Origin of the sequence: Capnocytophaga canimorsus (genome assembly GCF_002302565.1) — a bacterium.
Classification (GTDB): Bacteria; Bacteroidota; Bacteroidia; order Flavobacteriales; family Flavobacteriaceae; genus Capnocytophaga; species Capnocytophaga canimorsus.
Genome location: NZ_CP022382.1, coordinates 1,301,649 through 1,325,776, shown reverse-complemented (window position 1 = coordinate 1,325,776; position 24,128 = coordinate 1,301,649). Strand labels below are relative to the sequence as shown.

Below are 24,128 nucleotides of genomic sequence, written 5' to 3'. Positions count from 1 at the left end.
CCAAAACTTATAAAAGAAAGAAAGTAGCTAAAAATAAAAGAGGCGTTTTAAAACGCCTCTTTTATTTTTTCTGCCAATTGTAAAAATTCATCGTGAGTCAATTTTACCTTATGATTAAAGGTCATTTCTTTCATTTCGTTTATAGGAATCAAATGCACGTGTACGTGAGGTACTTCCAACCCAATTACGCTCACTCCCACACGATTGCAAGGAACAACCTTGGCTAATGCAAAGGCCACTTTACGCGAAAAAATCATCAAATCCGTATAAGTTTGCTCATCTAAATCGAATAGCTTATCTACCTCTTTTTTAGGTACACACAAAGTATGCCCCACGGCATTAGGGTTAATATCCAAAAAGGCAATAAAATTATCGTTTTCAACTACTTTATAAGCTGGAATTTCACCCTTAATAATCTTAGTAAAAATGGTAGCCATAGGGTTATGATTTTTAAATTCTACTAGCGTGTTATTTCTAAAATTTCCATTTTTAAAGTGCCATTAGGTACCTTAATTTCAGCAATTTCGCCTTTTGATTTACCTAACAATCCTTTACCAATAGGAGAACTTACCGAAATTTTACCCGATTTTAGGTCGGCTTCACTCTCGGCAACCAAGGTATAGGTCATCTGCATATTGTTAGCTAAATTTTTGATTTTTACGGTAGATAACACAAGTACTTTGGAGGTATCCAACTGTGACTCGTCAATCAGACGTGCATTTGCTAAAAGCGCTTCCATTTTAGCAATTTTCATTTCCAACAATCCCTGCGCTTCCTTAGCGGCATCATATTCAGCATTTTCTGATAAATCGCCTTTATCACGAGCCTCAGCTATGGCCTGTGAAGCTCTGGGGCGCTCCACATCCTTGAGCTGATTGAGCTCATCTTTCAATTTTTTTAATCCTTCAGCGGTATAATAAGATACTTTACTCATAATGGTCTGTTTTAAAAAATAGAAAAATCCTCATCACTTATGAGGATTTGGTTGCAAATATACATTTTTTTTTAATACCTACCACTTTTGATTCTTTTTTTAGCAGGAATTTAAAAAACAAAATCTATTTGTTATCAAAACATTAGCTGTACAAAAGCTTGAGGTACGATTTATGACAAAAAGCAGCTTCTTTTATCGATTTGGATACGATTTTACCGCCTCGACAAAAGCTTTTGCGTTTTCAACAGGAATGTTTGGTAGAATTCCGTGTCCTAAATTGACGATGTAATTGTCTTTCCCAAAATCATCAATCATTTGATGTACCATTCTTTTGATTTCCGAAGGTGGAGAGAGTAATCGTGAAGGGTCAAAATTTCCTTGCAACGTGATTTTACCTCCCGTAAGTTCTCGAGCTATTTTCGGAGTACACGTCCAATCCACACCAAGGGCAGAAGCTTTCGATTTTGCCATTTCAGCAAGGGCAAACCAACAGCCTTTCCCGAAAACAATTACTTTAGTAAGTGGCGCCAATGCTTCCACAATTTGATTGATATATTTCCAAGAAAATTCCTGATAATCAAGAGGTGAAAGCACACCCCCCCAACTATCGAAAATTTGTACCGCATCAACTCCTGCTTTCACTTTTTCTTTCAGATACAAAATGGTCGTATCCGTAATTTTTTGTAACAATTTGTGTGCTGTTTGTGAATCTGTAAAACATAACTCCTTGGCAATGTTGAAGTCACGCGAACCTTTCCCTTCTACGGCATAACAGAAAATCGTCCAAGGAGACCCTGCAAACCCAATAAGAGGCACACGATTATCAAGCATTTGTTTGGTAAGCTTAATGCCCTCCATCACGTATCCTAAAGTTTCGTGAATATCGGGAACTATCACATTTTCAACGTCTTTAGCAGAACGAATCGGATTAGGAAGCCAAGGTCCTACCCCCGATTTCATTTCCACCTCAATATTCATCGCTTGTGGAACAACCAAAATATCTGAAAACAAAATAGCAGCATCAGTACCCACAATATCAATGGGTTGCACTGTGATTTCCGCCGCTAATTCAGGAACTCGGCAACGCGTAAAGAAATCATATTTATCGCGTAAAGCCCTAAATTCTGGCAAATATCTACCCGCTTGACGCATCATCCAAACTGGCGGACGCTCGACAGTTTCGCCATTCAAGGCTCTTAAAAATAAATCGTTTTGTAACATTTGTTAGTGCTTAGTGATTAGTAATCAGTGGTTAGTACAATTACTGAATAACTAACCACTAATCACTAACTGCTATGAATTAAATTCCGTTAATAATTGCAATAAAATCATCGGCTTTGAGTGACGCTCCTCCAATGAGTCCACCATCAACATCTGCTTTTGCAAAAATTTCTTTGGCATTATCAGGTTTTACGCTACCTCCGTAAAGAATTGAAACGCTGTCGGCTACTTCTTTTCCGTATTTATCAGCGAGTGTTTTACGAATAAATGCGTGCATTTCCTGAGCTTGTTCAGGTGAAGCGGTTTCACCCGTTCCGATTGCCCAAACAGGTTCGTAGGCTAAAACGACATTTTTCCACGCGTCGGCAGACAAATGGAACAATCCGTTTTTAATCTGATTTTCAACTACTTTAAAATGATTATTTGCTTTTCTATCTGCTAATTCTTCTCCGATACAAAATACCATTCGGATATTGTGTTTCAAGGCTGTGTCTGCCTTTTTAGCCAATGACTCGTCAGTTTCGTTAAAATAAGCACGACGCTCCGAATGTCCTAAAATTACAGTTTTTACGCCTATGCTTTTTAACATTTCAGCTGAAATTTCACCTGTGTAAGCTCCGTTTTCAGCAAAATGCATATTTTGAGCAATCACTTCAACAGCAGTTCCTTTTGCGGCTTCAGTTGCGGGAATTAAATTCACAAAAGTAGGAGCTACCATCACTTCTGCTTCTGTTTTAGGTAATTTTTTTAATAAATCAGCTATCAATTCTGTTGATTTTTTCAGGTCATTGTTCATTTTCCAATTTCCTGCTACAATTTTTTTTCTCATATTGAAATTATTTTTTGAATTTGTCGGTTTCTGATAGGTACAAAGGTAATGTTTTTATTTCGAAATTGTTTTTAAATGCCCAAATCAAGGGAGGTTTGCTGGTCGTTTTCAGTTTGACTTGATGGTATAAATTGCTCATCACCGATTTCTTCCTCCGAAGGCTCCTGCTGTACATCTTCCTCATAAGGCAAAGGCTCAAGGGCTTTGATTTCCCTTACTTTATCGGTGCTTAGCTGATTGCCTAAAGCCTTAATTCCTTTGATAGCGATGAATTCTTCCAAATTAACGATAACATTTTCTTTGGGGTCTTTCCCTTTTTCTTTGGCAAAGACTACCTCTGCCATTGGTCGCCAATGAGTTGATACGAAAAGCAATGCCGATTTGGGGTGTTCGGTAATTATTAACTCTTCTTTATTTTCGTTTTCTACCACGAAACGCTTTACAAAACAGCGGTCTTTTTCGCCATCGTAATAGATTGCTGAAATGGGCTTTTCGGGTTGCCATTTCTCCATAACCAGCAGATTGTTATCAAAATGCAGACTTAAATCAGGAATTACCGTCTTTACCAAACCTTCTTTGGATATAAGCAACAATCGGTCATCGCCCTTAAAGGCTCCCAACAACGTTCCCCGCTCATCTGTATTGAGGCGACGTACGATATCATCAAACCAAATTTTACGAGGCTTAAGCGTGGATACCCCTTTCTCCTTAAGCTCAATGCGCTTTATGGCAAATTTGGACACCATATTGCCTCGTGCCGAACGACTTTTAATGAGGGTGTCGGCAAAATTGATATCCCATTTGAGCTTACGTATGGAACCAGCTTGTCTTAAATTGATGGTTACAATTTCTGCCTCACCATTAGGATTTGCACTGAAATACAGTACTTTCGAAGCATTGTGTTTCGGGATAAGTTCGTATTCTTTTTCACGTGTGATTGCCGTTACGTTAAAGCGTTTGATGTACGAAAATCCGGTGGTGCCATCTTTGTAAATCATATTGTAAATGGTGCGTTTGTCGTCTTTTTTAAACACCGCTACGTGAATAAGATTCTTTTTTACATATGTTTTTTCGGTTACTTTAAATACGGTCATCGTGCCGTCTTCCGCAAAAGCGATAACATCGTCAATATCACTGCAATCTCCTACGTATTCGTCTTTTTTAAGCGAAGTCCCCACAAAACCTTCCGCTTTGTTTACGTATAATTTGATATTTCGAATAACCACTTTGGTAGCTACAATATCATCAAACGGACGAATTTCAGTTTTTCGCTCACGCCCTTTTCCGTAAGTATCTTTCAAGCGTTTGAAGTGATTGATAGCATAATCAATGAGGTTTTCTAAATGATTTTTTACCTCAGCAATATCCGCTTCAATTTTGAGCATTATTTCATCTGCCTTGAACGAGTCGAAACGGGTGATTCGAATCATCGGGATTTGTGTCAAACGCTGTAAATCATCATCGGTAATTTCGCGGATTAAATCTTTTTTGAAAGGCTCGAAACGTTCATAAAGATAACTATATAGGCTTTCTTTGTCGGAATAATTTTTAAAGTCGATGTACATTTCCTCTCGGATAAAAATCTTTTCCAAAGACGCAAAATGCCATTTTTCTTGTAATTCTTCTAGCTCGATTTGCAATTCGGCTTTGAGTAGCGCCACGGTGTAGTCGGTAGAGCGTTTTAGGATTTCGCTCACGCTCAAAAACAGCGGCTTATTATCTTCAATGATACAAGCTAATGGCGAAACCGAAGTTTCACAAGCGGTAAAGGCATAAAGCGCATCAATGGTTTTGTCGGGAGAGATTCCTGAAGGCAAATGAATGAGAATTTCTACATTTTCTGCTGTATTGTCATCTACCTTTTTGATTTTGATTTTTCCTTTTTCATTAGCCTTTAAAATGGAATCAATCAGCGAGTTGGTGGTGGTTGAAAACGGAATTTCGGTAATGACCAGCGTACTTTTATCCATCTGCGATATTCGGGCTCGTACCCTAATTTTACCACCACGTTGCCCATCGTTATACCCGCTTACATCCATAATACCTGCGGTAGGAAAATCAGGATACAGCTCAAAAGGCTTTCCTTTGAGATATTTTATCGAGGCATCGAGCAGTTCCACAAAATTATGAGGCAAAATTTTGGTAGAAAGCCCAACGGCAATTCCCTCAGCCCCTTGTGCTAACAGCAATGGAAATTTTACAGGCAGGTGAACGGGCTCTTTTTTACGTCCGTCATAGCTGGCTTGCCATTGGGTTACTTTGGGGCTGAAAACCACGTCCAAAGCAAACTTGGAGAGCCGCGCTTCAATGTATCGGGAAGCCGCCGCATTGTCGCCCGTGAGAATGTTTCCCCAGTTTCCCTGCGTGTCAATAAGTAAATCTTTTTGCCCAATTTGCACCATAGCGTCAGCAATACTGGCATCTCCGTGAGGGTGATACTGCATTGTATGCCCCACAACGTTAGCAACTTTATTGTAGCGACCATCGTCTAATTCCTTTAAAGCGTGCATAATACGCCTTTGTACGGGTTTAAATCCGTCTTCAATGGCAGGAACCGCGCGTTCCAAAATCACATACGAGGCATAATCCAGAAACCAATTCTGGTACATTCCCGTGATTTTAATGATGCTATCTCCTGTGTTTTGTGTATTTTGAGTAGTGTTCTCTTCCATCAGATTGCCCAATTGCTTTTACTTGTGAGCAAAGATACAACATTAAAAAAACTAAAAGATTTAAACATTAAAAAAAGTGTAAAGGATAAAGGATAAAGTGAAAAGTAACAAGTAACAAGTAATAAGTGTGAAGTAAAAAGGATAAAGTATAAAGGAATAAGAAATAGTTTTGATGATTAGCTATTCGCTAATTACTGTTGGCTAACGTGTGTAGATTAGCTTCTATCTCATTTATTTAAAGCTTCGACTTCGCTCAGCTTGACCGCAGACTATTGACTAAAAGCTATGTATGACAAACACAAAACTCGGTATTTGTAGCTTTTAGCTCAATATTTCTACTTTTTTATTGAGAATTTTAACCTTTGAGTTAAGTTTTTTAAGCTTTAGGCTAGATGTTTTAAGCTTTTAGCTCAGTGTTTCTAGCTTTTAGCTTCAATTTCGGAGCTTTTAGCTTGAAAAATGAAGCTTCTAGCTAGAATTTTCATACTTGTCACTTGCATATTGATTGTTCATACTTTTCACTTTATCCTTTTCCCTCACACTTGGTTCTTGTTTCTTGTTCCTTTTCACTTTATCCTTTCTACTTTATCCTTGAAACTTCTAATAAATTATTTGTGTTTTGGGCTTTAATTCAGTATTTTTGTCCCGCTCATTAAATATTAAAAATTATGATTCTTTCAAAAAATCTTCTTTGGCTTGTGTTGGTAATGATTTCATTAAGTGCATATTCGCAAAATGGCATCACCATAGTGGAAAGCGAAAACATTAAAACCCTCATTGAGGTGAAAAAGGAAATTGCTAAGAGTGAAAAGCATATACAAATTCAGATTTATAACGGAAATATTTCGGGAGCCAATCAAGCAATGGAAACCGCAAAATCAAAATTCAAGCTCCCTGCTTCGCTCAGTTTTGAAACCCCTAATTACAAGGTGCGTATAGGGGTTTTCCGTACTCGTTTAGATGCCGAAAGACAATTGGTAGAGGTTAAAAAAGTATTCCCTGCGGCTTTCATCTGGAACCCAACAACCTATTAACCCTAAGGCACAAATGCTCAAAAAAAACTCGCTTCGGTTACGTATTTTTTTAAGTATGGCACTTTTGATGCTGGTGGCTTTCTCGGCAATTGCTGCAGTGATGGTCTTTCAGTATCGTAAACAATCGGCTCAGTATCATCAAGAACGGCTTATTGATAAAGAAAATCAGATTCATACTCAAATCCTCCACGTACTGAAGCAGACTACCTATCCGGTAGAAACCAGCTACATTCCCCTTATTTTTCGTCAAGAAATCTTCAATATCGCGAACATTCAAAACGTGAACTTTAACTTGTTTGACCTTAGTGGAAATCTGTTAAAAAGCTCAAGTGTCGTTTTGGACAGCACTAAAGATTCCTTGCAAATCCCTGAAGAAATACTTCGCAATATCGCAGGGGCTTTAGACAAACGCTATGCTCAGCAATTGGAAATTGACCAGCGTAGCTATCAAGAATCGTATTCGTATGTAAACGACCCGCAATTCAAACCTATAGCCATTTTAAACATTCCGAATTTTGAAAACGATACCTTTATTGAGCGTAATATGGAGGGCTCGTTATACAACCTTCTGATGGTATATTTCATTATTTTAATTGTAGCTCTGTCGTTGGCTTACTTTATGTCGAAATACATTACCAAATCTTTAAAAACCATTGAAAAGGGCTTGGAAAAAACACGACTGCTTGAGCGTAATGAAAAGATTATTTTGGATTCCCCAAGTGCCGAAATCGGGAAATTGGTAGCGGCTTATAATGGTATGATTGATGAAATTGAGCGAAGTAAAGTACAATTGGCAAAATCGGAACGTGAACAGGCTTGGCGTGAAATGGCAAAACAAGTGGCTCACGAAATCAAAAATCCGCTTACCCCAATGCGATTGAGTGTACAAAGTTTCCAACGTAAATTTTCGATGCATCCGCAACAATCCTCTGAAACGGTCAATGAGTTTTGCGAGTCTATTATTCAGCAAATTGATATTATGAGCAATATCGCTTCTGCTTTTTCCGCCTTTACCAATATGCCTGCCAAACACGACGAACATTTTGATTTAGTGCCTATTGTAAAGCGTACTTTGGATATTTTCAACTCCAAACATATTGATTTTGTTTGTCAAGAAGAACAAATTGTGGCTTGGTTCGATAAAGACCAAATTGCACGTGTGGTAACCAATTTGGTGAAAAATGCTGTACAAGCCACCGCTCAAAAAGCCGAGCCTAAAATCAGGGTAACCCTACTTAATAAAGACCAAAATGTGGAGCTTATCGTGACCGATAACGGAACGGGCATTGCTCAAGCCGATGCAGACAAGATTTTTGAACCCAAATTCACCACCAAATCCAGCGGTAGCGGACTGGGACTTGCCATTGTAAAAAACATTGTAGAGTCGCACGGCGGAAAAATACAATTCCACTCCGTTGAGGGTCAAGGAAGTACTTTTTTTATCAGTTTTCCTAAATCGGACAAATAGATTTTGACCTTATAATTGGGCGAAATTGCGTGAAAACTGCCGTACCTCGTCCCAATTGGTGTATTCTATGGGTTCTTTTGAGCGTATCGGACCCTTGGTTATAAACATTATCAGTTTTATAATTAGGCGATCACCCAAACTATACAATTTGTAATCAATTCGCCCAGCAAAAACCTGTATCACAGTGGGTTTCCACGCTATTTTACGAATAAATTTCACCACATACGGATTGGTCATAGCACTGCTTTTTTCCGCTTTACGCGCCACCAAATTCACCGAAACAAAAGCCGTTTTTTTTGTGTTTAAAAGTGGGGTGTTTCTGTTTATAAAATCAATAATTTGCTTGTTATGTTTCCCATACCTAATGCTTGACGCTACTATGATTTTGTCGTAATGAGCCACTTGGCTTTCCTGTAGTTGATCAATCCTGACCAAATCAACAATACATCGTTCGGATTTTAAAGTTTGGGCTATGGCTTGACTGATTTTTTGAGTCTGCCCATCTACTGTAGCATAAATAATGATTGTTTTATTCATCGCTTAAGCTTTGTTATCTATCCATTGGTTAATCCATACGGCAATGGCATCAGCCCAACTATCATCGTCATTAAGGCAAGGCACCATCTTGAATACTTCGCCACCGTTTTCTATAAAATCTTTACCAGCTTCCATTTCAATTTCTTCAAGGGTTTCAATGCAATCGGTAACGAAAGCAGGAGTAATGACGGCAAGTTTCTTAACGCCATTTTTAGCCAATTCCTCTACCCGATCAGAAGTGAAGGGTTCTAGCCATTTGTCAATCCCTAAGCGCGACTGAAAGGCTTGAGAATACTGGCTTTGTTTCAAACCTAAACGCTCCACCAGTTGTCGTGTGGTTTCAAAGCAGTGAGTTCGGTAACAATACGTTGCTTCAGGAGTTTTAGGCTGACAGCAGTACTGATTGTCCACTATTTTTTTGTGTTTCCCAGTTTTATCTGTTTTCTTTATATGTCTTTCAGGAACACCGTGGTACGAAAACAGCAAATGGTCAAAATCAAAATCTTTTAAGAAAGACTCGGTAACGCTGGTTAGTGCGTCAATGTATTCTTTTCTATCGTAAAAGGCAGGAAATTTGGTGATTTCAAGGTTTTTGAACTTAGTTTTGACCAAATCATCAGCAAGTACTTCTATGGTTTGTGTAGTAGCCATAGCGTATTGCGGATAAAGTGGCATTACAAGCACTTGGGTAACTCCTTGTTTTTGAAGCTGAGAAAGTCCAAATTCCAAGCTAGGATTGCCGTAACGCATTACTATCTGTACAGGAATCGTAGTGCGTTGCTGTACTTTCTCTTTAAGTCGCTGGGAAAGTACAATAAGCGGTGAGCCTTCTTCCCACCAAATTTTCCGATATGCCTTGGCGGTTTTCGGCGGACGAACGCGCAAAATAATACCACGAACTATAAGGGCACGTAGCCAGTAGGGAAAATCGATGACCCGTTCGTCCATTAAAAATTCATCTAAATATTTTTTTACATCTTCCACTTGGGTGGAATCGGGCGAACCTAAGTTCACTAACAAAACTCCTTTTGACATCGATTTTGAATTGATTAAAAACACAGCAAAAATACTTAATTTATTTTACAAAAAAAGTTTCATTATAAATTATTGAAATACTTGTATAAACAAAAGTTATAGTATTGAGGTTTGAATATTCGTAATAATTATATTATCTTTGTTGTTCATTTTAATTTACTAATTAAAAAATAAAAAATATGGCTTTAGAAATAACTGATGCTACTTTTGAAGAAGTAGTTTTGAAAAGTGACAAACCTGTAGTGGTTGATTTTTGGGCAGCTTGGTGTGGACCTTGCCGTATGTTAGGTCCTGTAATTGAAGAAATTGCAAGAGAATATGACGGAAAAGCCGTTGTAGGAAAGGTAGATGTGGACAACAATCAAGATTTTGCTGGAAAGTATGGCGTACGTAATATTCCTACGGTTTTGATATTCCAAAACGGAGAGGTAGTAGGGCGTCAGGTAGGTGTTGCACCTAAAAAAACATATACAGATGCTATTGACAGCTTACTGTAAATAATTTTTTCATTTTCAGACAAAAGCAGCTGCAAGATTTTTTCTTGTTGTTGCTTTTTTGTTTTTTTATATCGTAATAGTGTAATCCGCAAAATGAAATGTACCAAAATTCAAAATAAAATGTACATTTTTTGAAGATTCTTTTAGAGCCTGTTTAAAAATGTATTTTATAAATTCGTGGCATAAAAAATTGCACTTGGGGGTTGAATGTAGCCAGCCTAATTTTTGTCCATTATACCAAAAATATTATCTTTGCACACGTTTAATAATAGAGGAAAGATTTGACTGATTGCAACCTCTTTGGTATCTACCAAAAAATGCTAAAGCAGTATCTTGTTGGTTTTTACTATACTATAGCTGTAGGATTGTTTTTCTTTTTATCTCTTTCTCTACCTAAATTTTATAATATGGGATATTTATTCACTTCAGAATCTGTTTCGGAGGGGCATCCAGACAAGATTGCTGATCAGATTAGCGATGCCTTGATTGATAATTTTTTAGCTTTCGACCCCAACTCAAAGGTAGCTTGTGAAACTTTAGTAACTACAGGACAAGTAATTTTGGCTGGAGAAGTAAAATCAGAAACATATATTGATGTTCAGCAAATTGCTCGTAATGTAATTGAAAAAATTGGATATACCAAAAGCGAGTATATGTTCGAGGCAAAATCTTGCGGAGTGCTTTCTGCCATTCACGAACAATCACCTGATATCAATCAAGGGGTAGATAGAAAAAATCCAGAGGAGCAAGGTGCTGGTGATCAAGGGATGATGTTTGGCTATGCTACTAACGAAACGGAAAATTATATGCCTTTGGCACTTGACCTATCGCACGTTTTGCTTCGTGAGTTGGCCGAAGTTCGTAGAGAAAATAATGAAATTACCTATTTACGCCCCGATGCCAAAAGCCAAGTAACTTTAGAGTATAGCGATGATAATAAGCCTCAACGCATCAATACTATCGTTATTTCAACTCAACACGATTCCTTTGATACTGAAGAAAAAATGCTTCAAAAAATTAAGGAAGATATCATCAAGATTTTAATTCCTAGAGTCATTAAAAAATATCCGCAATATGCTCGATTTTTCGATGACGATATTATATACCACATCAATCCCACAGGTATTTTTGTAATTGGTGGACCACACGGCGACACGGGGCTTACAGGAAGAAAAATCATCGTAGATACCTATGGAGGAAAAGGGGCACACGGAGGTGGTGCTTTTTCAGGCAAAGACCCAAGTAAAGTGGACAGAAGTGCTGCCTATGCGATGAGGCATATTGCCAAAAATATGGTAGCTGCTGGTATTGCTGATGAAATTTTAGTACAAGTAAGTTATGCCATTGGAGTGGCAAAACCCACAGGGTTATACGTAAACACTTACGGAACAGCAAAGGTAGGCTTGACCGATGGAGAAATCGCTCGAAAAATTGAACAAATATTTACCTTGCGTCCGTATGATATTGAGAAAAGACTGAAACTTCGTAACCCAATATATAGCGAAACTGCGGCTTACGGACATATGGGAAGAACTCCTGAAGTGGTTACAAAGGTGTTTCATTCGCCTTATGAGGCTTCAAAAACTATTGAAGTTGAGTTGTTTACTTGGGAAAAATTGGATTATGTAAATCTTCTTAAGAAAGAATTTGGATTGTAGCTCTTAAACGACCAAATAGTAAAGGAAATAGTGCTTAAAAACAATAAATAAAGTTTTTAAGCACTATTTTATTTTTGTCTTAATCTTCTGTTATTTCTTCCTCTTCTTCGGAGGCTTTACTTTTGCTTGTTTTCTTTGGAGTGTCGCTATTAGATTCTGCTTTGAGTGCTTCACGAATTTGGGTTTCTAATTCTTCCATTAACTCAGGGTTGTCTTTAAGCAAGGCTTTTACGGCATCGCGTCCTTGAGCCAATTTAGTACCATTGTAGTTGAACCACGAACCACTTTTTCCAATGATGTTATAATCTACACCCACATCAATAACTTCTCCTACTTTCGATATGCCTTCTCCAAACATAATATCGAATTCAGCAGATTTGAATGGAGGGGCAACTTTGTTTTTTACTACTTTAACTTTGGTTTTGTTTCCTACGGCATTCCCATCGCCATCTTTTAAGGGTGAGCCTACTTTTCGAATATCTAATCGCACTGAAGCATAGAATTTTAAAGCATTTCCACCTGTGGTGGTTTCTGGGTTTCCGAACATTACCCCAATTTTATCTCGTAATTGATTGATGAAAATAACGGTACAATGTGCTTTGCTGATGCTTCCCGTAATTTTTCGTAAGGCTTGTGACATTAGTCGGGCGTGTACTCCCATTTTTGAGTCACCCATATCGCCTTCAATTTCGCTTTTTGGAGTCAGAGCTGCTACCGAATCAATAACAATCAAATCTACAGCATTGGAACGTATTAAGCTATCAGCAATTTCAAGGGCTTGTTCTCCGTTATCAGGTTGTGAAACAATGAGATTGTCAATATCAACCCCTAGTTTTTGGGCATAGAAACGATCAAAGGCGTGTTCGGCATCAATAAAGGCTGCAATACCTCCTGATTTTTGAGCTTCGGCAATGGCGTGAAGGGTTAGGGTGGTTTTCCCTGATGATTCTGGTCCGAAAATTTCAATAACTCTTCCTTTAGGATAGCCTCCTACCCCCAAAGCTACATCAAGCCCAATAGAGCCTGTAGAAATGGTTTCAATCTCTTCAACTGCAGCATCTCCTAGTTGCATTACAGTTCCTTTTCCGTAGGCTTTGTCTAGTTTTTCAAGGGTAAGTTTTAGGGCTTTTAACTTGGCTTCTTGAGCGCTTTCTACTTTATTTTCTTTTTTACTCATAATCTGTGTAATCTTAAATCAAAGCGCAAGTTACAATTTTATTATGAATATTTTTTAAAATCGAAATCAAATAACATATTTTTATAAAACGGTAGGTTTAACTTTTTACTCATTGTATTTGTTTATGTTATTTCTGCACTATTTTTTATACCTTTGCCCATAAATTATTATTTTTAGAAATTATGGCAAGTATAAAACATTTGAAAAAAGATATCAACTATGTATTAGGAGATATCATTGATGCAGTGCTAATGTGGGAATTATCAACTGGAAATCAAAAATCGGAACAAGGAACGGCTTTGATTCAAGAAATTGTGGCAAAGTATGATGGTTTTATGTCTAAAATATCCGATAGAAATGTAGAAAATAGAGGAGAACACTTGAAGTCGGTTCGAAAAGATTTCGAGGTAGAGGCTGGTAAATTGGTTGAAAAATTGAATCAATTGAGCTAGAAAAATAGCGATAGGGATTTGCAAATAAGAAAAAACATACTATATTTGCACCCGCAATGCCGGCATAGCTCAGTTGGCCAGAGCACGTGATTTGTAATCTCGGGGTCGTGGGTTCGAATCCCTCTGCCGGCTCAAACTAAAGTGCACTTGAATTTCTCAAGTGCACTTTAGTTTTTTATTGTCAATCAATTTTAAATATTATATTTGCACCCGATTATAAAATATAACACTATTGTAATGAAGAAAATTTTTATTGCTTTAACAGCTTTATTTTCTGTTGGAGTTTCGGCTCAACAACCTTTTTCGGGCATACGCTCAAGTAGTTATTTAGGGGTACAAAGTACGCTATCTAACCCTGCTAATATTGTAGCTTCTTCTAAAAAATGGGACGTCAATTTGCTTTCTTTTCAAGTTAATTTTGCAAACAATGCTACCGATTTGAAGCTATCTTCTGTGAAAGATGACTTATTTAAATTAGAAAATGATAAGATATCAGGAGTTATAAATGCTGATGTTTTAGGTCCTTCATTTATGGTAGGAGGTAGCAAATTTGCCTTTGCCCTAACATCAAGAGCTCGTGTTTTTGCTCATTTGAATAACTTGAATACTCATCTGTTTAAGGCTTTGAGCGAGAATAAATTAACAGAAAATTATGTTCTGCAAAGTCCAGAAAATCAAGGTGTGACTGCTAATGGTTGGTCAGAAATTGGTGGTACATTCTCTATGGTGCTTTTTCAAGATTTGAATCACGTGATTAAAGCAGGGGTAACTGCCAAGCTTTTGCAAGGTTTCACTAGCTCATACGTTCAAATCAACGGACTTAAAGATGCTAAAATTGAAATAGACGGAAATGAGGTTTACTTAAGTAATGCCAACGCAGGGGTTGTAATGCTCAATTCAGGAGTTGATTTTACTAATTTGAAAAACGTTTCGGATATTACTAAGTCGTATGGCAAAGGTATCGGGTTTGACTTAGGGTTGGTTTATGAGCGTCAGCTAGAAGGTGCTGACGACTGGTGCCCTAATTGTGGAATAGGAAGAGGATACAGATACAAAATAGGGGTTTCATTGTTGGATATCGGTGGAATTAAATATTCGTCAAATCCTCAAAATTCGTTCCAATATCTTTTGAATGTTCCTGCAGGGAAGCGTTTCCGATTGGATAATTTAGGAGATAATTTGACCCAAATACAAGAAAACCTTAAAAAGAGTGAATACGTTAAAACGGGAGGAATATCCGATAGTTACAAAGCCAGTTTACCTACTTCATTGAACCTGATTTTTGATTACTATGCAGGTTCACGATTTTTTGTGGAATTTGCCTCACAATTCAATTTGGTAAGTAAAGAAGATAGCGCAAAAAATGCGTATTATGCCAATTCGTATTCGTTGACGCCTCGATTTGAAGGTAAATATTTTGGATTTTATTTGCCATTGAATTATAGTGATTTATCAAAATTCAATGCTGGTGTAGCTTTGCGAATGGGGCCTTTGTTTGTAGGTTCAGGAAGTGCGCTAAGTGTACTGACCAACAAGTCAAAACAAGCTGATGTGTATTTTGGGCTGCGCTTTGGTCTGTAATCGGTCAAAAAAGAATAGTTTTAAAATATTTAAAAAGGGATTGTTGTACAATCCCTTTTTTAGTGTTTTGAGACCAACTCAGTGAAAGTTAATTCTTTTTAAAATCACCATTTTAAAATATCTTACGATTGATTGCTGATATTGAGTTTTTTTATTACTTTGCGAAATCATTTTAATTCAATTTAAGTTTATGAATTCAGTCACACGTTTGTTTGACATTCCTTATTACCAATTAAGAACGCTTCCTTCTGATGAAGCTTTTACCACAAAATACGACGGAAAATGGATATCCATTTCCACCCAAACCTATATTGATCGTATAAACACGGTTAGTCGTGGGTTATTGCGTTTAGGAGTTAGAAAAGAGGATAAAATCGCAGTAATTTCATCAAACAATCGCACGGAATGGCATATTTTAGATATGGCAATACTCCAAATCGGAGCGCAAAACGTTCCAGTATATCCTACCATTTCTTTAGAAGATTATGAATACATTTTCAATCACGCCGAGTGTAAGTATTGTTTCGTTTCTGACCAACAATTATTTGAGAAGATTACCTCTATCCGAGAAAAATTACCTCTGTTGGAGCAAATATACACTTTCGATGAGGTTAAAAACGCTCAAAACTGGCATATCCTATCCGAATTAGGAGCCGATACCAGCAATCAAAATGAAGTAGAAAGACATAAAGATAATGTAAAAGCCGATGATTTAGCCACCATCATTTATACTTCAGGGACTACAGCACGACCCAAAGGAGTAATGCTTTCGCATCGTAATATTATTTCTAATATCATCAACTGCCAAGACCGTTTGCCCGTAAAAAGAGGTTCTCGTTGTTTGAGTTTCCTTCCCGTATGTCACATTTTCGAGCGTATGCTTATCTATTTCTATCAATACAATTGTATGCGCATTTATTTTGCTGAATCCATTGAAAAAATGGGAGATAACCTCAGAGAAGTAAAACCACAAATGATGACGGTAGTACCCAGATTGGTGGAAAAAGTGTATGACAAAATATATGCTAAAGGTGCTTCGCTTAACGGATTTAAGCGGAAAATTTTCTTCTGGGCACTGAATTTAGGATTTGATTATGAGCTTTATGGAGCTAATGGGTGGTTTTATCAAATGAAACTTGCCATAGCTCGAAAATTAGTTTTCAGAAAATGGCACGAAGCCTTAGGAGGCGAACTTGAATTGATGGTATCGGGTAGTGCACCTCTTCAATCTCGATTGGCTCGTATTTTTGCTGCCGCAGGATTGCATATTGTTGAAGGATACGGACTGACCGAAACCGCTCCTGTAATCGCGGTGAATCGTGAAGCAGGAAGATATTGGAAAATAGGTACGGTAGGAAAACCTATCAATAATCTGGAAGTTAAAATAGCAGACGACGGAGAAATTCTATGTAAGGGAGAGAATGTAATGCTCGGATATTACAAAGACCCTGAATTAACACAACAGTCCATCACCGACGGATTTTTCCACACTGGGGATATTGGTGAACTTGATGGTGAAAACTTCTTGAAAATTACCGACCGGAAGAAAGAAATATTCAAAACTTCGGGAGGGAAGTATATTGCCCCACAAATGATTGAAAATCTGCTAAAACAATCCCGATTTATAGAACAAGCAATGGTGGTTGGTGAGGGTGAGAAAATGCCTGCCGCTTTCATACAAATCAATTTTGAGTTTGTAAAGGAATGGGCACGTCGTCACCAAATTCCACTTTCGGGAACTTATGCTGAAATGGCTAAAAACAAAGCTGTTTATGACCGAATACAAAAGGAAGTTCATAAAGTAAACAGCCATTTGGGCAATTGGGAGCAAATAAAAGTGTTTGACCTTACTCCTGACGAGTGGAGCATTGATGCTGGGCATCTTACCCCTACACTAAAACTCAAGCGACGTATCATTAAAGAAAAATACGCCGAGATGTACAATAAATTTTACAGACATAATTCGTAATTTAGAAATTTAAATTGATATGACAATGAAAAAACAATCCTCAGTACGTGCCAAATGGAGTTATGCTACTCTGGTGTTGGTAGCAACAGCAATTTTATGCCTATTTTCAAACAACACGCTTCAGGCACAAGAAACCAAAGCGAAGAACGACTCTTCCAAAGAAACTCCGGAGGTAAAAACAATCGAAACAAAAACGTTTGTAATTAAAGACCCCGTAATTAAAACCGCCTACAAAGAACCTTTGATAATTGTTGATAAAAAGGAAGTAACCTTGACTGAATTTAATGCACTATCTCCCGAAAATATTGAAAACATCAGTATTTTAAAAGATGAAAAAGCCATTGAGACTTATGGAGAAAAGGCAAAATACGGAGTTATTATTGTAACCACTAAGATGAAAAACGCTCCTACATCTGAAAATAAGCAAAATATATCCACCATTACAGATTCTTCGGTGTCTGTTGATGAAACTTTAGTTATTATGGACGGGAAAGTGATTTCGCACGAAGAATTACAAGCCTATGACCCGAATAAAATACTTTTGGTAGAGGTGTTAAAAGACCAAAAATCGTTAGAAAAATACGGAGCAAAAGATAAAAAAGCAGTAATCTTGGTAACTACTAAAAAGTAAAATTCCATATCTTGTAAAAGAAATAGAAATCAATTAAAGAAATGAGCCGAGTAAGCACAGGTTTTACTCGGCTCAACTATTTTTTAATGTTTGACCATAATTTGATAAATCAAAGATTAAAGAATAAATAATTTTTTATCCGTAAAATTGAATTTTATATCAGTAAAATTTAATTTTATTGATGTAAAATTAAATTTGTTAGCATAAAAATTATATTTTATATCAGTAAGGGCTTATTATCTATCTGTAAAATTTAATTTTCTATCAGTAAAAACTCATTTTATAGTAGTAAAAAGTATTATTCTATTGGTAAAATTAAATTTCTTATCTGTAAAAAAGAATTTTTAATTAATAAAAGATAATCTTACTTTGGTAAAAATACATTTTTTAGCACAGATTTTTTATTTACAAAGTGGTATAGTCAATTTACTTTAAATGATAACGATATAACCTTTTCTTTAAAGTAAGAATTATAACAGCAATTTAAAAAAGGTTGCTGAATCTGTTGTTTTTTAGCAGACATAATTCAATAAAAAAACTCGGAACAATAGGTTTATTCCGAGTTTTCCTTTTATAAAAACGCACTAAAAAATGTTACATAAAGAATACGATAAGTAGTTGTGCTACCATAATCCGCATAAAGGTAGTGAGCGGATATACACTGGCATAAGTAAGTGCCGGAGTGTCAGAATTGGTTACATCGTGAGCGAAAGCAAGTGCTGGTGGGTCGGTAGAGGCTCCTGCAAGTAATCCGCACGTTTCCAAATAGGTGAGTTTGTAGTTAAATCGGGAAACTAAAGCCGTGATGATAAGTGGAATAAGTGTGATTAGTGCTCCGATAAGCATCCAATACAATCCTTCGCCGTGTAAAATGGTCTCCATAAAGGTTTTTCCAGCATCTAAGCCCACACTTGCCAAAAAGAGTACAATACCTATTTCGCGAACCATTAAATTAGCACTTTGCGAGACGTAATGTGTCACGGATAAACGTCCTCCGTAACGGCTGATTAAAATAGCCACAATTAAAGGTCCTCCTGCCAAACCTAATTTTACAGGTACCGGAATGCCAGGAATATGGAAAGGAATACTTCCTACCAAAACCCCAAGGGTAATTCCTAAGAAAAGTTCAGCAATGTGTGGAGTACGCATACGCTTTTTGGAGTTTCCGAATTCTTTGCTTACCAATTGAATACTTGCTTCATCGCCAATTACGGTAATGGTATCGCCGAATTGTAGCTTGGTGTTGGGGCTGGGAATAAATTCAAGTCCAGCACGGAACACTCGGGTGATGGTTACCCCAAAACGCCCACGTACGTTAAGTTCTGAAAGTTTTTTGGTGTAAGCACTGCGTTGAGTGACATTGATACGACGTGACACGATTTTCATTTGTTTTTCGTCCTCAGAGAAAAACTCTGTCGCTTGTACTTGTTTTCCCATTAGGTTAAGTAGTTTTTCTACGTTTTTCTTATCACAAACAATCAGAGCCACATCTTTTTCTTCAAGGATAATTTGGTTATCTGCCAAATGTTCTTCAGATGTATTTCTTTTGAATACCCGTGAGATGATGAAACTAAAATTCAAAGTTTCGTTAATCACACTAAGTCTTTTGCCGAACAATGCAGGATTGTCTATTTCAATAGCAATACGAGCGATAGAGGATTGGTCATCGTGATGTTTCCAATTATGAAGTCGTTTCTCTGTATTGATATTGATTCTTAAAGCAGATTTCATTGCTAACATTACAATGATAATGCCCAGCACCCCGAAAGGATACGCTACAGCATATCCGGTAGAAAGCACCGAAGTTGAAATAGTTCCTCCCGAAAGGTCAGTAACGGTAGCTTGAGCTGCCCCTAAACCAGGGGTATTTGTTACAGCACCAGACATAATCCCTACTAGTGTAGGCATATCAATATCTAGCAGATAATGAATAGCGATTACCGTTGCCACACAGCAAACAACAGCTATAATTGCCAAAGAATTGAGTTTTAGCCCTTCTTTTTGAAACGAGGCAAAAAAACCTGGTCCTACTTGCAAACCTATCGTATAGACAAACAAGATTAAACCAAATTCTTTTATAAAATGTTGTACTTCGTGGTTTACGGTAAAACCAAAATGAGCGGCAGCAATTCCAGCAAATAGTACACACGCTATCCCAAAAGAAATACCTCCAATGCGCACCTTCCCTAAGGCAACTCCTAAAGCAATTACAACACTGTAAACAATCACGGTGTAGGCTACACTCTCGTGATTAGTCATCAAATTAAAAAACCATTCCATATTCTTAAAATAATCTTTAAAAATTAGAAGACAAAGGTATCGTTTATTTTAATAACATTAGTATTTTCTTATGAAAATAAGTGTAAAAAACTACGAAAACGATAAAGATAAATCTTTCGAAAAGGTTACTACTGATGGCAATCGGGATGCCTTTGGGAGTATTGCCCAGGCGAACAGTTTTTTAACTGTTTGAAAATACGAGAGAAATGGTATCTGTCAGAAAAACCTAAATTATGAGCCACTTTTTCAATAGACATTTCTTTCCGGTCTAATAATTTACAAGCTAACTTTATTTTTTCGGATTTTATAAAATGTTGTACGGACATTTTCATCTGTTTTTTAAACAAACGAGAAAAAGAATTAGTCGCCATATTGGCAAACGAAGCCAATTCGTCATTTGTATAGTTTTGCGAAAGGTTTTGGGTGATTTTTTGAGTAATCTGTAAAATTCGAGAATCAATATGAAGCGGAGTTTGGAAATCAAAGTTCAATAAGCTTAAGAATTCAAAAACAAGGGATTGAATATGAAAACAACACTGAATGGTAGATTGATTGTTCTTTGTTAATTGATCAAATAGAAACAAAAGTCTTTTTTGTTGGCAAGGTGTGAGTGAGATGGTGTAGATTGCAGGAGGCATCCAGTCCAATGGAATGCCTAAATTGAAATGTATTGAAAGGTTTTGATGAGGTTTTGTTTGCTTGATCTGCTGGTTGTTGTTAGTTGTTATCCATTTAGAATGTAGCGTGTTGGGTGAAATGAGATAAACTTTATCGGAAGCCATTTCTTGTCTTTGTTCTTGAAATTCTATAAATACTTTGTCATTCGTATTCCAAGATAAAACCCAATGTGCGAAAGCGTGTTGTTCGTTGCTACATTGCTCTAACTGCGAAATTTGGCAATCCCAAATTTTCAATTCGAAAGGAAAGAAAGAGTCACTTTTTTTCGTTTCTTCAAAAGAAATTTTTTGATAGATATCTGTTGTTGTCATATTTTATCTTTTACTTTCTTTGCAAATAATAACACTTTTTTTATCAACTTAAATAATTTGTTTTTATCCCTTTTAAAAATGAATTTAAACGCGTTAAAAATTGTAATTAAAAGGTAATAAGCTGTTTGGTTTTAAAAATAAATTATTTTTCATTAAAATTTGATTTGGAAAAATGTTTGAAATAGATACAAATATACACTTTTTATTCATTGAATGCAATTAGTCTTTTTTATAGGTTTGTTACGATAAAATTAAGAATACGAAAGGATAAACTAATAAAATACAAACACATAACCTAATGATAAAATTCAACACCTCGCACCCGTTATCTAAAAATACAGCCAATAACATCTTTCTTAAAACAAGGATGCGGGGTGTTTCTTGGATAAAAACTAATAACATCGAATCAAAATTAAGTGGTAGCATCATCTAAATTTTGCTGCAACAACAATTACAAGACTTTTCCAATCAAACCAAAACTTTAACAATTCATTTACCAATTAAATTGTTATTTATTTTGAAGAGATGATTTATCTGCGTAGGCTGATTACCAACAGCCTACGCTTTCGTTTTTATGTGATACGTAAAAATTTCAATACTTATTAGAATAATTTTTCTACCTTTGTTCATTATGAAATTAACTTTTAAATCTCAAAAACAATGATTCTCTCTACAACCCCAACTCTTGAAGGTCACCCTATCAAAGAATATAAAGGTATCGTAACGGGTGAAACGATTATTGGCGCTAATGCCATCAAAGATTTTATGGCAGGGCTTACCGATTTTTTTGGAGGACGTTCTACCACCTACGAGAAAGTACTTATTGAAGCTAAAAATACGGCTATTGCCGAATTACAACAACGAGCCGCTATGCTGGGAGCCAATGCAGTAGTAGGTATTGACCTTGATTATGAAACTGTTGGTAGCGGTGGGGGTATGCTTATGGTTACAGCAAGCGGAACCGCAGTGGTTATCTGATAAATATCCAAAACTTACTTAAAACTTTCAAAGGATTCCAATCTTTTAAAAACTTTATTTTCTTTTGATTTCAAAAAGCACCATTGATAAAATTTTCGACGCGATGCGTGTCGAAGAGGTTATTGGAGATTTTGTACAGCTGAAAAAGGCAGGGGCTAATTATAAAGGACTGAGTCCGTTTTCAAATGAGCGTACCCCTAGTTTTATGGTCTCGCCAGTGAAACAGATTTGGAAGGATTTCAGTAGCGGAAAAGGAGGAAATGCCGTAGCTTTTTTGATGGAACACGAGCATTTTACCTATCCAGAAGCTCTTCGGTATTTAGCTAAAAAGTACCATATTGAAATTGAAGAAACTCAAATCGATGACGATGAAAAAGTTAAGGCAGATCATCGCGAGAGCCTTTACATCGTTTCGCAGTATGCTCAACAGTTTTTTGAGGAAAACCTTTGGCAAACACAAGAAGGTAAAGCTATTGGGCTTTCTTATTTTAAAGAAAGAGGGTTTACCGAAGAGACCATCAAAAAGTTTCATTTGGGGTATTCGCCCGACCTTTGGGAAGCCTTTACTCAAGAGGCTTTAAAACAAGGATATCAACTCGAATTTTTGGAAGAAACAGGGCTCACGATAGTTAAAGACGATAAAAAATTCGATCGGTTCAAAGGACGTGTGATGTTTCCCATTCATTCAATGAGCGGACGTGTGTTGGGCTTTGGTGGACGTATCCTTACTCAAGACAAAAAAGCAGCCAAGTACCTCAATTCGCCCGAAAGTGAAATCTATCATAAAAGTAAAATACTTTATGGTATCTATCACGCCAAACAAGCTATAGCTAAAGCCAATAACTGTTATTTGGTAGAGGGGTACACTGATGTTATTCAGTTTCATCAAAGAGGTATTGAAAACGTGGTGGCATCTAGTGGAACGGCACTGACCCCCGAACAAATTCGGCTTATCAATCGGCTCACTCCAAACATTACCTTGCTTTATGATGGCGATGCAGCAGGACTTAGAGCCTCACTACGCGGTGTTGATTTGATTTTGGAACAAGGAATGAACGTAAAGATTTGTACCTTTCCAGAAGGAGAAGATCCTGACAGTTTTGCTCGGAAACACGCCTTTGAAGATTTGGTGCTTTATCTGGAAGAAAATGCTACTGATTTTATTCGTTTTAAAGCCTCGCTTTTGGTTCAAGAAGCAAAAAATGATCCTATAAAAAAATCGGAAACCATTCGTGATATGGTGGAAAGTATTTCCAAAATTTCAGATATGATAAAACAGGAGGTGTATCTGCGTGAGTGTGCCGTGTTGATGGATATTTCGGAAGATGTACTTTTCTCTACCCTTTCACAAATTTCTAAAAAGGATATTTATGAAAATCAGCGAAAAGAGCGTAAAACCCAGAAACCAATGGAGCTTGTTCGTACCAAAGAAGAACAGCTCAAAACACAAATCAATAGGCTCGAATCATTGGAATACGAATTGGTAAAACACCTTTTGCTTTACGGAAAAGAAGAAGGTATTTCTACCGAAAAAATTTTAGTGGCAGATGAGAATAACCAACTCAAAGAGCAAGAGGTACAACGCAAACTGAAGGTACACGAAAAAATCTTTTTGGAACTACAACAAGATGAGATTGAGCTTAGTACTCCCGATTTTCAACAAATATATAGTGAAATCATCGCTAAATACCATCAAAATCCCGATTTTGAACAAAGTACATTAGCCAACGAGCTTCCGATGGAGCTAAGCCCTAAAGTATCAGAGATTTTAATGAGCGAAGAAAAAGAACAGCTTTGCGATTGGGAGAAAAGAGGTATTGTTGTGAAGTCCAAATCAGAAACTGCCTTTTTTGCTGTTGATGATATCTTGCTCAATATTCGTTTGTTTTTGGTAAATAAAATTATTTTTGATTTTCAAAACCAAATTGCTGAAACTGTTTCGGAAGACGAAAAACGTGATATTCTGGAAAATATCATCAATTATATGCAACTGCGAAAAGTGTTGTTTCATCGTCTGAGTCGTGTGGTCTAATTATCAGATTGTAAGTTGCTAATATTCGTAAGTATTTGCAAAAAAACATTACTTATTTTGGTGTTTATATGGTTAAAGTAGACCAATTTACAAAAACTTATTTTTGATAGATTGGTTTGTGGTGTTGAAGGTGGCTTTCAAGATGCTTTTTTTA

General features: G+C 36.8%; 20 protein-coding genes and 1 tRNA gene. 11 read left to right on the top strand and 10 right to left on the bottom strand.

The genetic code is table 11. The features are described 5' to 3' along the window. Window positions 1-47: 47 nt before the first annotated feature. From CGC47_RS05800 to CGC47_RS05780, 5 genes are all read right to left on the bottom strand, one after another. Window positions 48-437 (bottom strand): HIT family protein, encoded by a 390-nt coding sequence (locus tag CGC47_RS05800; RefSeq protein ID WP_042002185.1) that lies wholly within the window; start codon window positions 435-437, stop codon window positions 48-50. A 23-nt stretch (window positions 438-460) separates the two neighbouring features. Beyond that, a complete protein-coding gene (gene greA, locus CGC47_RS05795; protein WP_013998168.1) occupies window positions 461-934 on the bottom strand; it encodes a transcription elongation factor GreA in 474 nt (157 codons plus the stop codon). 192 nt (window positions 935-1,126) lie between these two features. Then, window positions 1,127-2,155 carry a uroporphyrinogen decarboxylase gene (gene hemE, locus CGC47_RS05790; protein WP_042002182.1) on the bottom strand — a complete coding sequence of 343 codons (1,029 nt, stop codon included), beginning with the start codon at window positions 2,153-2,155 and terminating at the stop codon, window positions 1,127-1,129. A 79-nt stretch (window positions 2,156-2,234) separates the two neighbouring features. Next, on the bottom strand, window positions 2,235-2,984 hold the full coding sequence (gene tpiA / locus CGC47_RS05785) for a triose-phosphate isomerase (protein WP_095900109.1): 750 nt from the start codon (window positions 2,982-2,984) through the stop codon (window positions 2,235-2,237). 71 nt (window positions 2,985-3,055) lie between these two features. After that, entirely contained in the window at window positions 3,056-5,656 is a 2,601-nt protein-coding gene (locus CGC47_RS05780) for a DNA gyrase/topoisomerase IV subunit A (RefSeq protein ID WP_095900108.1), read from the bottom strand. Window positions 5,657-6,324: 668 nt separating this feature from the next. On the opposite strand from CGC47_RS05780, the gene CGC47_RS05775 reads away from it, so the two are divergent. Together CGC47_RS05775 and CGC47_RS05770 are read left to right on the top strand one after the other, a co-directional pair. Continuing rightward, window positions 6,325-6,690, top strand: coding sequence for an SPOR domain-containing protein (locus CGC47_RS05775; RefSeq protein ID WP_013998164.1), 366 nt, complete (start codon window positions 6,325-6,327; stop codon window positions 6,688-6,690). A gap of 13 nt (window positions 6,691-6,703) precedes the next feature. After that, window positions 6,704-8,158 carry a sensor histidine kinase gene (locus tag CGC47_RS05770; RefSeq protein WP_042002175.1) on the top strand — a complete coding sequence of 485 codons (1,455 nt, stop codon included), beginning with the start codon at window positions 6,704-6,706 and terminating at the stop codon, window positions 8,156-8,158. 9 nt (window positions 8,159-8,167) lie between these two features. Here the strand turns inward: CGC47_RS05770 and hemG are convergent, their stop codons facing one another. Both hemG and hemH read right to left on the bottom strand, forming a co-directional pair. After that, window positions 8,168-8,695 carry a menaquinone-dependent protoporphyrinogen IX dehydrogenase gene (gene hemG / locus CGC47_RS05765; protein WP_042002172.1) on the bottom strand — a complete coding sequence of 176 codons (528 nt, stop codon included), beginning with the start codon at window positions 8,693-8,695 and terminating at the stop codon, window positions 8,168-8,170. Between the two features lie 3 nt (window positions 8,696-8,698). Further along, the gene (gene hemH / locus CGC47_RS05760) at window positions 8,699-9,730 is read right to left on the bottom strand and encodes a ferrochelatase (protein WP_042002168.1); all 1,032 of its coding nucleotides are present in this window, start codon (window positions 9,728-9,730) and stop codon (window positions 8,699-8,701) included. A gap of 179 nt (window positions 9,731-9,909) precedes the next feature. On the opposite strand from hemH, the gene trxA reads away from it, so the two are divergent. Together trxA and metK are read left to right on the top strand one after the other, a co-directional pair. Continuing rightward, entirely contained in the window at window positions 9,910-10,227 is a 318-nt protein-coding gene (gene trxA, locus CGC47_RS05755; protein WP_013998159.1) for a thioredoxin, read from the top strand. A 407-nt stretch (window positions 10,228-10,634) separates the two neighbouring features. Then, entirely contained in the window at window positions 10,635-11,885 is a 1,251-nt protein-coding gene (gene metK, locus CGC47_RS05750) for a methionine adenosyltransferase (RefSeq protein WP_041913938.1), read from the top strand. Window positions 11,886-11,964: 79 nt separating this feature from the next. Here the strand turns inward: metK and recA are convergent, their stop codons facing one another. Beyond that, a complete protein-coding gene (gene recA / locus CGC47_RS05745) occupies window positions 11,965-13,062 on the bottom strand; it encodes a recombinase RecA (protein WP_041986545.1) in 1,098 nt (365 codons plus the stop codon). 182 nt (window positions 13,063-13,244) lie between these two features. On the opposite strand from recA, the gene CGC47_RS05740 reads away from it, so the two are divergent. The 5 genes from CGC47_RS05740 (at window position 13,245) to CGC47_RS05720 (ending at window position 17,695) form a co-directional block, all read left to right on the top strand. After that, window positions 13,245-13,514 (top strand): hypothetical protein, encoded by a 270-nt coding sequence (locus CGC47_RS05740; RefSeq protein WP_013998147.1) that lies wholly within the window; start codon window positions 13,245-13,247, stop codon window positions 13,512-13,514. A 58-nt stretch (window positions 13,515-13,572) separates the two neighbouring features. Further along, window positions 13,573-13,646, top strand: a tRNA-Thr gene (locus tag CGC47_RS05735). Between the two features lie 105 nt (window positions 13,647-13,751). After that, complete coding sequence (locus CGC47_RS05730) at window positions 13,752-15,095, top strand: DUF5723 family protein (RefSeq protein WP_095900107.1); 1,344 nt, start codon at window positions 13,752-13,754, stop codon at window positions 15,093-15,095. 190 nt (window positions 15,096-15,285) lie between these two features. Continuing rightward, complete coding sequence (locus tag CGC47_RS05725; RefSeq protein WP_042002163.1) at window positions 15,286-17,064, top strand: AMP-dependent synthetase/ligase; 1,779 nt, start codon at window positions 15,286-15,288, stop codon at window positions 17,062-17,064. 25 nt (window positions 17,065-17,089) lie between these two features. Further along, entirely contained in the window at window positions 17,090-17,695 is a 606-nt protein-coding gene (locus CGC47_RS05720) for a hypothetical protein (RefSeq protein WP_042002161.1), read from the top strand. 594 nt (window positions 17,696-18,289) lie between these two features. Here the strand turns inward: CGC47_RS05720 and CGC47_RS05715 are convergent. Further along, entirely contained in the window at window positions 18,290-19,975 is a 1,686-nt protein-coding gene (locus tag CGC47_RS05715; RefSeq protein WP_095900106.1) for a putative transporter, read from the bottom strand. 128 nt (window positions 19,976-20,103) lie between these two features. Then, window positions 20,104-20,964: a helix-turn-helix domain-containing protein gene (locus CGC47_RS05710; protein WP_042000558.1), complete on the bottom strand. Its 861-nt coding sequence runs from the start codon at window positions 20,962-20,964 to the stop codon at window positions 20,104-20,106. 660 nt (window positions 20,965-21,624) lie between these two features. Between CGC47_RS05710 and CGC47_RS05705 the strand changes: the two genes are divergently transcribed. Then, window positions 21,625-21,942, top strand: a complete 318-nt coding sequence (locus CGC47_RS05705) for a heavy metal-binding domain-containing protein (protein WP_013998140.1) — start codon at window positions 21,625-21,627, stop codon at window positions 21,940-21,942. Window positions 21,943-22,006: 64 nt separating this feature from the next. Beyond that, window positions 22,007-23,974, top strand: a complete 1,968-nt coding sequence (dnaG, locus tag CGC47_RS05700) for a DNA primase (RefSeq protein WP_042000561.1) — start codon at window positions 22,007-22,009, stop codon at window positions 23,972-23,974. Window positions 23,975-24,128: the final 154 nt, after the last annotated feature.